11 protein-coding genes are annotated in these 12,680 nt (G+C 68.5%); 3 read left to right on the top strand and 8 right to left on the bottom strand.

The window, feature by feature from the left end; genetic code table 11:
• Positions 1-87: 87 nt before the first annotated feature.
• The 7 genes from pheS to infC all read right to left on the bottom strand — a co-directional run bounded on the left by pheS (position 88) and on the right by infC (position 7,560).
• Positions 88-1,140, bottom strand: coding sequence for a phenylalanine--tRNA ligase subunit alpha (pheS, locus tag A9310_RS19460; protein WP_065632027.1), 1,053 nt, complete (start codon positions 1,138-1,140; stop codon positions 88-90).
• Between the two features lie 124 nt (positions 1,141-1,264).
• Positions 1,265-2,659, bottom strand: coding sequence for an acyltransferase family protein (locus A9310_RS19455; protein ID WP_065632026.1), 1,395 nt, complete (start codon positions 2,657-2,659; stop codon positions 1,265-1,267).
• Between the two features lie 110 nt (positions 2,660-2,769).
• Positions 2,770-5,250: a Tex family protein gene (locus A9310_RS19450; RefSeq protein ID WP_065632025.1), complete on the bottom strand. Its 2,481-nt coding sequence runs from the start codon at positions 5,248-5,250 to the stop codon at positions 2,770-2,772.
• A gap of 46 nt (positions 5,251-5,296) precedes the next feature.
• On the bottom strand, positions 5,297-6,106 hold the full coding sequence (locus A9310_RS19445; RefSeq protein WP_065632024.1) for an RNA methyltransferase: 810 nt from the start codon (positions 6,104-6,106) through the stop codon (positions 5,297-5,299).
• A 47-nt stretch (positions 6,107-6,153) separates the two neighbouring features.
• Entirely contained in the window at positions 6,154-6,534 is a 381-nt protein-coding gene (rplT, locus tag A9310_RS19440; protein WP_010844357.1) for a 50S ribosomal protein L20, read from the bottom strand.
• A gap of 43 nt (positions 6,535-6,577) precedes the next feature.
• Entirely contained in the window at positions 6,578-6,772 is a 195-nt protein-coding gene (gene rpmI, locus A9310_RS19435; RefSeq protein ID WP_012834577.1) for a 50S ribosomal protein L35, read from the bottom strand.
• A 146-nt stretch (positions 6,773-6,918) separates the two neighbouring features.
• Positions 6,919-7,560 carry a translation initiation factor IF-3 gene (gene infC / locus A9310_RS19430; protein ID WP_162540013.1) on the bottom strand — a complete coding sequence of 214 codons (642 nt, stop codon included), beginning with the start codon at positions 7,558-7,560 and terminating at the stop codon, positions 6,919-6,921.
• A 265-nt stretch (positions 7,561-7,825) separates the two neighbouring features.
• Between infC and A9310_RS19425 the strand changes: the two genes are divergently transcribed.
• Positions 7,826-8,251, top strand: a complete 426-nt coding sequence (locus A9310_RS19425) for a DUF1844 domain-containing protein (RefSeq protein ID WP_058253854.1) — start codon at positions 7,826-7,828, stop codon at positions 8,249-8,251.
• Between the two features lie 73 nt (positions 8,252-8,324).
• Positions 8,325-8,612, top strand: coding sequence for a PspA domain-containing protein (locus tag A9310_RS19420; RefSeq protein ID WP_065632023.1), 288 nt, complete (start codon positions 8,325-8,327; stop codon positions 8,610-8,612).
• A 115-nt stretch (positions 8,613-8,727) separates the two neighbouring features.
• On the opposite strand, the gene uvrA is transcribed toward A9310_RS19420, so the two are convergent.
• Positions 8,728-11,610 carry an excinuclease ABC subunit UvrA gene (gene uvrA, locus A9310_RS19415; protein WP_065632022.1) on the bottom strand — a complete coding sequence of 961 codons (2,883 nt, stop codon included), beginning with the start codon at positions 11,608-11,610 and terminating at the stop codon, positions 8,728-8,730.
• 241 nt (positions 11,611-11,851) lie between these two features.
• Here uvrA and A9310_RS19410 point away from each other — a divergent pair, with 241 nt between their 5' ends.
• Complete coding sequence (locus tag A9310_RS19410) at positions 11,852-12,550, top strand: MBL fold metallo-hydrolase (protein ID WP_065632021.1); 699 nt, start codon at positions 11,852-11,854, stop codon at positions 12,548-12,550.
• Positions 12,551-12,680: the final 130 nt, after the last annotated feature.

Here is a 12,680-nt window from a genome sequence, read left to right as displayed (position 1 = left end):
GTACCAGGACTGTGGTGCACGCACTGTGTATCAACTACTTTCGTCGCGTCGTGAGGAGTCGTCGGGGCGGGATCTGCGCGGTGCCGGTCAGGCGGCCGGACCGAACGGGAGGGTGAACCGGATGTCCCCCTCGACCATGTCCCGCATGTCGGAGATGTCGTTGCGGAACTGCAGGGTGCGCTCCAGGCCCATGCCGAAAGCGAATCCGGAGTACACATCCGGGTCGATACCGCTGGCGCGCAACACATTCGGGTTGACCATGCCGCAGCCGCCCCACTCGACCCAGCCGGGTCCGCCCTTCTTGGCGGGGAACCACACGTCGACCTCGGCGGAGGGTTCGGTGAACGGGAAGTAGCTCGCCCGCATGCGGGTCGTCGTCTCCGGGCCGAAGAGTGCCCGCGCGAAGGTCTCCAGGGTGCCCCGCAGGTTCGCCAGTGTGAGTCCCTTGTCGACGGCGAGTCCCTCGATCTGATGGAAGACCGGGGTGTGGGTGGCGTCGAGCTCGTCGGTCCGGAACGTCCGGCCCGGGCACGCCACGTAGATGGGCAGGTCCCGGCTCAGCATCGAGCGCACCTGCACCGGCGAGGTGTGCGTCCGCAAGACCTGCCGCGATCCCTCGGGCGCGATGTAGAAGGTGTCCTGCATCGACCGGGCGGGGTGGTCGGGCAGGAAGTTGAGCGCGTCGAAATTGTAGTGCTCGGTTTCGACCTCCGGGCCCTCCGCGATCTCCCAGCCCATACCGACGAACACGTCGGCCACCTGCTCGGCGATGACGGTGATGGGATGACGCGCACCCACCGGACGCCGGCCGCTCGGCAACGTCACGTCGATCGATTCGGCGACGAGGACCGCCGCGTCCCGTTCGGCGTCGAGGACGGCGGTGCGCGCCTCCAGGGCCGCCGACACCCGGCCGCGCACCTGGTTGACCAGCTTGCCGGCTTCGGAACGCCCCTCTTTGGGGAGGGAACCCAGCGCGCGCCGGGCGAGTGCGATCGGCGAGCGATCACCGAGGTGCGCCGACTTGGCCGCGGCGAGCTGATCGAGGTCGGCCGCCGCCTCGAAGTCCTCGATGGCCGACGTCGCGGCCGCCTCGAGGTCGTCGGGTCCCGGGAATGCCGTTGCGTCGGCGGAAGTGGCCACGGTGGGCGTGCTCCTCGTGCGTCGATCGATGGATGGTCGGCATCGTCGTCGCGCTGTGCACGCCGACCCAACGGGCCGACGGACACCTCCGGCGCCGACGATGACTCCCGTCGAGGGTAGTCGACTACCGCGGGGCGCTGACCTGCAGGGAGGCGTCGTCACCGGGAAGCCCTGGCGCTGCCGTCGGACGACCGGCGGGAACCGCGAGGCAACGCGAGCAGGTGGCACAGGCGAGGCCCATGATCAGCCACCACACACCGTCGCCGGTCAGACCGCCGCGCGCGAGCATCAGCACTGCCACGCCGAGCCCGGCCAGCGCCGTCAGCAGGGCCGCGTTCCGCACCGGTCCGCTGCGCCGGGCGACCGGTTCGTCCCACCACGGCAGGGACCGGTTCTCGAGTGGGGACAGGATCGCGACCACCGGGACCATGCCCGCGAGCAGCAACACGGTCTGCGCCCCGACGATCATCGGGAAGGACGCCGCGCCGACGTCGCCGCGGTCGATGCCGGCCGCGGCGCACAGACCGATGATCGCCGCGAGCACCGGCAGATGCCAGAGATACAGCGTCATCGCGCCCCGGTTGCCCAGCACCACCCACCACCAGACGCGCGGACGGTCGGCCACGACCGCGAGGAATCGGCGCACCGCGATCGCGCCCGCGCACAACACGATCGCGTGGCCGGCGAGCAGCAGGCTCGGCGGACTCATGTTGGACAGGTGCTGGCCCGGAACCGTCACGAGGGAGACCTCGTAGGGTCCCCACGTGACGAGGACGAGGTCGGCTGCCAGCGCACCGGCGGCCGCGAGGACGGCGAGCCCGGGCCGCAGGATCTTCTTGGCGTACGCGACCCCGAGGACCGCGGGGATCGTCCACACGGCGAGGAAGTTCAGGTAGCCGAGCGCTGCGGGGCCGTCCGTCAGTCGGACGGCGTCGACGATCGCCGTGCTCCCCCAACACACCGCCAGGGCGGCCAGCACACCACCGACGGACCGGAGGCGCTGCAGGAACGGGACCACCGCCAGTACGAGCAGGTAGGCGCCGAGGAACCACAGCAACTGCACCCCGAGACGCGCGACCACGTCGGCCGCCGCCGTGGCACCGGTGCCGGACAGGACGGTGTACACGGCCGCGACGGCTCCGAGGTACCAGAACACCGGCCGCATCAAGCGTTGTGTCCGGGCGACGAGCCATTGCCCGGCGGTCGGTGTGTCACCGTCGCCGCGCGAGGTCCAGCCGCGGGTCGCCGCGGCGGCACCGGCGAAGAAGAACAGCGGCAGCACCTGCAGCAGCCAGGTCGCCGGCTGCAGTGCGGGCACGTCGCCGAGTGTGTTGCCGAGATGAATCGAGTCGTCGGTCACGTCGACGGTGAGCATGATCGAGTGACCGGCGACCACGACCGCCAGCGACATGATGCGGATCAGGTCGATGACGCGGTCGCGGTCCCCGGTGAGGGCGGCGAGTTCACGAGGCGTGGGCAGACCGGTCGACGCCGGCCGTCCCGAGACGATGCTGGGCATGGCGTCGAGTCTCGACCGCGGCGACCGGGACGGCCTGAGGGAAACTACTCGCTCGGGGTCGGCAATCCCCGCATCCGCGAACACACAACCGGCCCGCCCGGGCCGCGACCCTACTTGCCGAAGCCGGCTCGCTTGAGCGCGTCGGCCATCGCCCCGCTGGGTGCCGGGCGTCGATCGTTCCGGTTCCCGCCTCGGTTGCCCTGCCCCTGAGCGCCCCGGCCCTGGCCGCCCGGGTTGCCCCGTCCGCCGCCACGCTGCTCGTTCCTCCGCGGCTGATTGCCGCCGCCACGAGCACTGTCCTCCCGCCCTTGCCCGCGAGGCGCGCGGGAGGGTTTGCCGTCACTGCCCGGTTCGTCGTCGAGCCGCAGCGACAACCCGATGCGTTTGCGGTCGATGTCGACGTCCATGACCTTGACCTTTACGATGTCGCCGGACTTGACGACCTCGTGGGGGTCGGAGACGAAGCGGTGTGCCATCGCCGAGACGTGGACGAGGCCGTCCTGGTGCACGCCGACGTCGACGAATGCGCCGAAGGCGGCCACGTTGGTGACCTGACCTTCGAGGACCATCCCCGGGGTCAGGTCGGAGACCTTCTCGATGCCCGTGGCAAACGTCGCGGTCTTGAACTCCGGCCGCGGGTCGCGCCCCGGCTTGTCGAGTTCGGCGATGATGTCGACGACGGTCGGACGACCGAACGTCTCGTCGACGAACTCCTCGGGTCGCAACTTGGTGAGGGTCGCGGTGTCGCCGATCAGCGACCGGACATCGGTGCCCACCTTCTCGAGGATGCGTGTGACGACCGGGTACGCCTCCGGGTGCACGCTCGACGCGTCGAGCGGATTGTCGCCGTCGGCGATGCGCAAGAAGCCGGCGCACTGCTCGAAAGCTTTGGGGCCGAGCCTGGGCACCGCGGTGATCTGCTTGCGATCCCGGAACGCGCCATTGGTGTCACGATGCGCGACAATCGATTCCGCGAGGCCCGCGGTGATGCCGGACACGCGGGACAGCAGCGGCACCGACGCAGTGTTCACGTCGACGCCGACCGCGTTCACCGCGTCTTCGACGACCGCCCCGAGTGAGCGCGCGAGCAGGGTCTCGGAGATGTCGTGCTGATACTGCCCCACCCCGATCGACTTCGGATCGATCTTCACGAGCTCGGCGAGCGGATCCTGCAACCGGCGGGCGATCGAGACCGCGCCGCGGATGGAGACGTCGAGGTCCGGCAATTCCTTCGACGCGTACGCCGACGCCGAGTAGACCGAGGCACCCGCCTCGGACACGACGACGCTCGTCGGCGGCTTCTTGCCGGCCTCCTTGATCGCGGCCAGCAGCTCGCCGGCGAGCGCATCGGTCTCGCGTGAGGCGGTGCCGTTGCCGATGGCAATGAGTTCGACGCCGTGCTTCTCGACGAGTGCGCCGAGCACCGCGAGCGAGCCGGACTTGTCGCGCCGGGGCTCGTGCGGATAGATCGTCGCGTGGTCGACGACCCTTCCGGTCGCGTTCACCACTGCGACCTTCACGCCGGTGCGTAGGCCGGGATCGAGACCCATCGTCGTACGGGACCCGGCGGGCGCGGCCAGCAGGAGGTCCTTGAGGTTCGTCGCGAACACGGCGACCGCGTCGGCCTCGGCGGCCTGACGCAGCCGCATCCGGACGTCGAGGGACAGCCCGACGAACAGCTTGGTCCGCCATGCCCAGCGCACCGTGTCGGTGAGCCACCGGTCGGCCGGACGCCCCTGATCGGCGATGCCGAACCGGGCGGCGATGCGCTGCTCGTACGGTCCGGGGCCGGCGGGCCGGTCGGCCGCTTCCGGGTCGGCGTCGAGGGTGACCGACAGGATCTCCTCGCGCTCGCCGCGCAGCACGGCCAGCACCCGGTGCGACGGCAGCGAGGTGAACGGCTCGGAGAACTCGAAATAGTCGGCGAACTTGGCGCCGGCCGACTCCTTGCCGTCCCGAACCGTTGTGCGCAACACTCCGGTCTGCCACATCAGCTCACGGAGTTCGCCGACGAGGTCGGCGTCTTCGGCGAACCGCTCGACGGCGATCGCGCGGGCGCCGTCGAGCTGCTCGGCGGTGAAGGTCGCCGGGTCCGTCGTCGGGTCCGAGAGCAGTGCATCGGCCACCGGCTCGTGTCCGGCCTCGCGTGCGATCTGGGCCTTGGTGCGGCGCTTCGGCTTGTAGGGCAGGTAGATGTCCTCCAGGCGCGCCTTGGTGTCGGCCTCGAGGATGCGCGCATCGAGTGCGGCGTCGAGTTTGCCCTGCGCGGCGATGGATTCGCGGACGGCCTGGCGTCGGGCCTCGAGGTCGCGCAGGTAACCGAGACGCTCGTCGAGGGTACGCAGCTGCGCGTCGTCGAGGCCGCCGGTGGCCTCCTTGCGGTATCGGGCGACGAACGGAACCGTCGATCCCCCGTCGAGCAACTCGATCGCCGATCGCACCTGACCGGCGCCCACCCCGAGTTCGGTCGCGATCGCCGACGCGATGCGGGAGTTCACGACCGCAGGATCGGGCGCGGGCACCGTCTGGGGTGCAGCGGCCGGCGAGCCGGGGGTCGCGGGTGCGGGTTCGGGCGCGGAGTCGGGTGACACAGTTTCTGACACGATCGCCGACCCTACCGGCCGACTCGGACAGCGGTCAGACACGACCCGCCGCGCCGTGGACACGGGCGCTCTCGTACAGACAGATGGCCGCCGCGGCAGCGACATTCAGGCTCTCGGCGCGGCCACGGATGGGGATCGACACGCGGTGGTCGGCGGAGCGCTGCACCTCGACCGACAGGCCGTGGGCCTCGTTGCCGAAGAGCCATGCGACGCGGCCGGAGAGGATGTCGCCCGCCGCGTCCAGGGCGACCTCGCCATCGGCCGCGGTCGCCAAAAGGCTGATGCCGGACCCCCGGATGGCGTCGAGGGCGTCGTCGACGGCGCGCTCACGCACCACGGGCACCGTGAACACGCTCCCCGCGCTCGCACGGACGCACTTGCCGTTGTGGGGGTCGACGGCATCGCCGAGCAGGATCACCGCATCGGCGCCCATCGCGTCGGCACAGCGGATGAGCGTGCCCGCGTTCCCGGGCTCCCGCGGCTCGACCGCGATCGCGAGGAGTCGCGGCCCGGCGGAGAGAACGGCGTCCAGCAGCACGTCGAGCAACGGGCAGATCGCGAAGATGCCCGCGGGCGTGGACGTCTCGGCCAGCTTCGACGCGGCGCGGCCGGTGATCACCGACACCGGGACGCCGGCCGCCGCGGCGGTCTCGACGAGATCGCGGTGACGGAACTGCTCCTCGTCGGCGACCAGGAGCGTCTCGATCCGGCCGACGGTGAGCGCCGACGCGACTGCATTCGCCCCTTCGGCGAGGAAGCGGCCCTGCTCGCGCCGCTCGGCGGCGCGATGCAGCTTCGCATACGACACGACCCGCGAGGATCGCTCGGACAGCACCTCCGTCATCGGAGGTTCGTCCGCGCGACTCGCGGGTCGTGGGTGCTGGTGCGCAATCAGGCAGCCGGCGCGTTGACGTCGGCCGGCAGTGCCTTGCGGGCGACCTCGACGAGACCGGTGAAGGCCTCGGGATCGGTCACGGCGATGTCGGCGAGCACCTTGCGGTCGACCTCGACACCCGCGGCCTTGAGGCCCTGGATGAGTCGGTTGTAGGTGATGTCGTTGGCGCGGGCCGCGGCGTTGATACGCGAGATCCACAGCTTGCGGAACTCACCCTTGCGCGCGCGACGGTCGCGGTAGGCGTAGTTCAGCGAGTGGAGCTGCTGCTCCTTCGCCTTGCGGTAGAGGCGCGACCGCTGTCCGCGGTAGCCCTTGGATGCCTCGAGGGTGGACCGACGCTTCTTCTGGGCGTTGACGGCCCTTTTCACGCGTGCCATGTGTTAGATCCTTTTGCTTGTCAGATGTCTGGGGTCGCTGGCGTCAGCGGTTGAGCAGTCGCTTGATGCGCGGGGCGTCGTTCTCGCTGACGACGGTGGTGCCGTCGAGACGACGGGTGCGCCGGGACGACTTGTGCTCGAGCAGGTGGCGGCGGTTGGCCTTCTGGCGGACGATCTTTCCGCTGCCGGTCACCTTGAAGCGCTTCGCGGTGCCCTTGTGGGTCTTGCTCTTCGGCATGTTCTTCCTTTTCTCGGGCGAACTCGGGCACCGGACCCGGCGAGGTCCGGTGTGTACCCGTGTTCGCGTGTCGTGATCTCGGCCGGAGCGGTTCGGACTCTCGTCCGGCCGATCGACTCAGTTCTCGTCCGCTCAGTGCTCGCGGATCAGCTCGCGTCAGGGGCGGCCTTCGGGCCACCGGAACGCTCACGGCTCTCTTGCGCCTTCTGGCGGGTCTTCGCACCCTTGTGCGGCGCGAGGACCATCGTCATGTTGCGGCCGTCCTGCTTGGCCGAGGTCTCGACGAAGCCGTAGTCGGCGACATCGTTGCCCAGGCGCTGCAGCAGTCGGTAGCCGAGCTCGGGGCGCGACTGCTCGCGGCCGCGGAACATGATGGTGACCTTCACCTTGGATCCCGCTTCGAGGAACCGGATGACGTGACCCTTCTTGGTCTCGTAATCGTGGTCGTCGATCTTGGGACGGAGCTTCTGCTCCTTGATCACGGTCATCTGCTGGTTGCGACGCGATTCGCGCTGCTTCTGGGCCGCTTCGTACTTGAACTTGCCGTAGTCCATGATCTTGCAGACCGGCGGACGGGCGTCCGGGGCCACCTCGACCAGGTCGAGATCGGCCTCGTAGGCCAAGCGAAGCGCATCTTCAACACGCACGATGCCCACCTGCTCCGAGTTGGGTCCGACGAGTCGGACCTCAGGGACGCGGATGCGCTCGTTGATGCGGGTCTCAGTGCTGATGGGGCCTCCTTGTTCAATCCTGCAGTGGTAACCGTCGCGTCGTGGCGAGGGACGTATGCAAGAGAACCTGCGGGACACCTCAGCAAGGAAGCCCCGGGACTGATGTCCGCGGGGCTCCGATACCGACCGGTTCGTCCACGCGTGCCAGTGCTGACACACGCTGCCGACGACGTACAGCTCAGCATCCAGAGATGCGATCTGCGACGATCGGCGTGAACCGGACCGTGCAACTGCGAGAACCTCGCGTCGAACGGTGGGAGCGGAACTCCACTTACGACCCCGGCGCATACCAGGGCGGTCGTGCTATGGGAGTCTAACAGCCATGGCCGAGAACTCCTATTCGTCACCTGCACCGTTACCCCCGGAGGGTGCGACGGGCGATGGCGCCGACCTGGGAGATGCGGCGCACACCGATCCCGACAACGTCCGTGACCTGGGCGATATTCCGGCCATCGAGGTCATCACCCGATCCATCGTCATGCTGATGAGCGCGGCGGCCGAGAAGCTCGGCCTGGCCGAGGGGACCCCGGCCGACCGGATCGACCTGCCCGAGGCCCGCACCCTGATCACCGCCCTGGCCGGCATCGTCGACGCGTCGAAAGCCGATCTCGGCATCCACGCCGCACCGATCCGCGACGGCCTGAAGGGCCTGCAGCTGGCGTTCCGGGAGGCCAGTGCATACCCGGACGAACCCGGCGAGGGCCCGGGCGAGAAGTACACCGGCCCGGTTCGCGCGCCTCGGCGGTAGTGGCCTCGACACGCGGCGGCCTCGCTCCGCTCGGCCGGCGCTACTCGACCAGCGGAGGGCCTACGCTGGACCCATGACGAATGCCGAGGAGCCCGGACGGTCCGACGAGATCATCGATGCGGAGATCGTGCCGACCGGCCCGGTGCCCGGAGCGGTTCCCGATCCGAATTACTCCGACAGCGGCGTCCCGACCTTCGACTTCGTGCGCGACAAGATCGAGAACCGCATCACCACCGCGATCGGGTCGCAGGAGCTGGCGGAGACGAGCGCCGAGGGCCAGTCCGTCGACGAGATGATGCGCAAACGCGACGAGGCCGCGAAGAAGCGACTCGAGGAGATCCGCAAATCGATGGGTTCGTAGCACACTCCCCCGCCGCGCATTCCCCCTCCGAACACGCACATCGCCACTCCCGTTGACGCGCGCCACTCGCAAACCAGCGCTGCTACAACGGAAGTGGCGATTCGCGTTCGGCGACTCAGCCGACCGACGCCACCGCGTGACCAATGTCGACGATCTCGGCCAGGAATTTGCCGGTGTGGCTGCCCGGGGTCGCGGCGATGTCCTCCGGAGTACCTTCGCCGACCACGGTTCCACCACCCGCGCCACCCTCGGGTCCCATGTCGATGACCCAGTCGGCGGTCTTGATGACATCGAGGTTGTGCTCGATCACGATGACCGTGTTGCCCTTGTCGACCAGACCGTTGATCACGGCGAGCAGCTTCTTGATGTCCTCGAAGTGCAGACCGGTGGTCGGCTCGTCGAGGATGTAGACCGTCCGGCCCATCGACCGCTTCTGCAATTCGGCCGCCAGCTTCACGCGCTGTGCCTCACCGCCGGACAGCGTCGGCGCCGGCTGCCCGAGCCGGACATAGCCCAGACCGACGTCGACGAGTGTCTTCAGGTAGCGATGGATCGAGGTGACGGGCTCGAAGAAGTCGGCGGCCTCCTCGATCGGCATGTCGAGCACCTCGGAGATGGTCTTGCCCTTGTAGTGCACCTCGAGGGTCTCGCGGTTGTACCGCGCGCCGTGGCAGACCTCGCACGGGACGTACACATCCGGCAGGAAGTTCATCTCGATCTTGATCGTGCCCTCACCGGTGCACGCCTCACAGCGGCCGCCCTTGACGTTGAACGAGAACCGGCCCGGTTGATAGCCGCGCACCTTCGCCTCGGTCGTCGCCGCGAACAACGTGCGGATCTTGTCGAAGACACCGGTGTAGGTGGCCGGGTTCGACCGCGGGGTGCGCCCGATCGGCGACTGGTCGACCTGCACGAGCTTGTCCAGGTTGTCCAGACCCTTGATGCGGGTGTGACGCCCGGGCACCTGACGCGCGCCGTTGAGCTTGTTGGCGAGCACGGTGGCCAGGATGTCGTTGACGAGCGTCGACTTGCCCGACCCCGAGACACCGGTGACCGCGGTCATCACACCGAGCGGGAACGACACGTCGATGCCACGGAGGTTGTGTTCCCGCGCACCGACGACCGTCAGCTGGCGCTTGCGATCGATCGGCCGCCGGATGTCCGGCACCGGCAGGGTGTCGCGACCGGCGAGGTACGCACCGGTCAGCGATTTCCGGTTCTTCAGTAGGTCCTTGTAACTGCCGCTGTGCACCACGTGTCCGCCGTGCTCCCCGGCACGGGGCCCGATGTCGACGATCCAATCGGCGGCGCGGATGGTGTCCTCGTCGTGTTCGACGACGATCAGTGTGTTGCCCAGATCCCGAAGACGGGTCAGCGTGTCGATGAGTCGACGGTTGTCGCGCTGGTGCAGACCGATCGACGGCTCGTCGAGGACGTAGAGCACGCCCGCAAGACCCGAACCGATCTGGGTGGCCAGGCGGATGCGCTGCGCCTCACCACCCGACAGCGAACCCGCGGCGCGCTCGAGCGACAGGTACTCGAGTCCGACGTCGAGCAGGAAGCGGATGCGGGCCTGGACCTCCTTGAGGACCCGTCCCGCGATCGCGGCCTGCCGGGAGTCGAGCCGCAGTTGGTCGAGGAAGTCGGCGCAGTCGGCGACCGACAGGGCACACACCTCGGCGATCGACTTCGGCCCGAACTCCGGGTGGTCGAGCGTGACCGCGAGGATCTCCGGGCGCAGGCGCGCACCCTGACAGGCCGGACACGGCACGTCCCGCATGTAACCCTCGTACCGCTCTTTCATCTGCTCGGACTCGGTCTGGTCCATGCGGCGCGCGAGGAACGAGAGCACGCCCTCGAACTCGGTGTAGTACGAGCGGGTGCGGCCGTACCGGTTGCGGAACTTGACGTGGACCTGGTGGTCACTGCCGTTGAGCAGGGCCCTGCGCGCCTTGATCGGCAGCTTCTTCCAGGGCGTGTTGATGTCGAACTTCATCTGATCGGCCAGACCCGACATCAACCGGAGAAAGTAATCGGCGTTGTGGCCGGTCGACCACGGGGCGATCGCACCCTCGGCGAGCGACAACTCCGGGTCGGGCACGACGAGCTCCTCGTCGACCTCCTTGCGGATGCCGAGCCCGTCGCATTCCGGGCACGCGCCGTACGGCGAGTTGAACGAGAACGACCGCGGTTCGAGGTCGTCGATCGCGATCGGATGCGCATTCGGGCAGGCCATCCGCTCCGAGAAGCGGCGCTCGCGTTCCGGGTCGTCCTCCTCGAGGTCGACGAAGTCGAGCACGATGATGCCGTCGGCCAGACGCAGACCGGTCTCGACCGAATCCGTCAGACGCTGCTTGGCACTGGGCTTGACCACGAGGCGGTCCACGACCACCTCGATGTCGTGCTTCTCCTGCTTCTTCAGCTTCGGCGGATCGGTCAGCTGATGGACGACGCCGTCGATGCGGGCGCGGGAGAAACCTTGCGTCTGGAGCTCGGCGAAGAGGTCGACGAACTCGCCCTTCCGCGTGCGCACGACCGGAGCGAGCACCTGGAACCGCGTGCCCTCGTCCATCGCGAGCACCTGGTCCACGATCTGCTGGGGTGTCTGCTTGGCGATGGGCTCGCCGCAGATCGGGCAGTGCGCCTTGCCGGCGCGGGCGTAGAGGAGACGGAGGTAGTCGTAGACCTCGGTGATGGTGCCGACGGTCGACCGGGGATTGCGGTTGGTCGACTTCTGATCGATGGACACCGCGGGCGACAGGCCCTCGATGAAGTCCACATCCGGCTTGTCCATCTGCCCGAGGAACTGCCTCGCATAGGCGGACAGTGACTCCACGTAGCGCCGCTGCCCCTCCGCGAAGATCGTGTCGAAGGCGAGGGATGACTTGCCCGATCCCGACAACCCCGTGAAGACGATGAGGCTGTCCCGGGGCAGGTCGACATCGATGCCGCGCAGATTGTGTTCGCGGGCACCTCGGACGATCAGACGATCAACCACTGCAGTCCTTACATTCTCGAGTCACAGGGCGCACAGACGGCGCACGGGCACAGTACCGACGGCCACCGACAGAAACGTCGCCATGCACTCGCCCCGGGGAGATTCGGAGTCCGACGACCGGGCGATCGGTCTCGCCGCCCGCGTGTCATCGCCGAACCAATGGTCCAGGATACGCGCGCCACGCCGGGTTTCATGGTCGCGACCGTCACATTCCGGGTGCCCGCTGTCATAGCCTGTCGGCATGACCTCCCCAGCGACACCGATCAGCGACGACTACACCGGCGACCTCTCCGAGTCGAAGACCCCGCAGCGCCGCACGCTGTCGTCGGCCACCATCGTCAAGCTGTCCGTCGGCCCGATGGACAACAACGTCTACCTGGTGACCTCGCGTGCGACGGGCGATCAGCTGATCATCGACGCAGCCAACGACGCGGAGACGATCACCGAGGTCTTGTCGGCCGTCGAGGGCACACCGAAGCTCATCTTCACGACGCACCAGCATTTCGATCACTGGCAGGCCCTCGCCGCCGTCACCGAGTCCACCGGGGTGCCGACCGCGGCAGGGCGCCTCGACGCCGATGAACTGCCCGTCACCCCCGACCGCCTCGTCGACGACGGTGATGTCCTCGAGGTCGGCGACCTCACGTTCGAGGCCATCCATCTCGTCGGGCACACCCCGGGATCGATCGCTCTCGCACTCACCGATGTCGACGACAGCGGCGAGCGAACCGTGCACCTGTTCACCGGTGACTGCCTCTTCCCCGGCGGGATCGGCAAGACCTGGAAGCCGGAGGACTTCGACACCCTACTCGAGGACGTCTCGACGAAGCTGTTCGACCGCTTCGACGACTCGACCGTCGTCTACCCCGGCCACGGCAAGGACACGACCCTGGGCGCCGAGCGCGGGTCACTCCCCGAATGGCGTGAGCGCCGCTGGTGATACGGAGGCGGGCGACGCCGGTCGACTCCCGAGTGTTTGGTCTCCGTCGCGGGCGGTTACCTGTTCCTCGGATCGTTCGGCGAGTCGTGACCCGCGATGCCCCGTAGGTACGCAAACCGGCCACGGCACG

It is taken from the genome of Gordonia sp. UCD-TK1, from assembly GCF_001691435.1.
GTDB lineage: Bacteria > Actinomycetota > Actinomycetes > Mycobacteriales > Mycobacteriaceae > Gordonia > Gordonia hongkongensis.
Note: the sequence above shows the minus strand (reverse complement) of the source record. Positions and strands in the feature narration are given on the sequence as shown.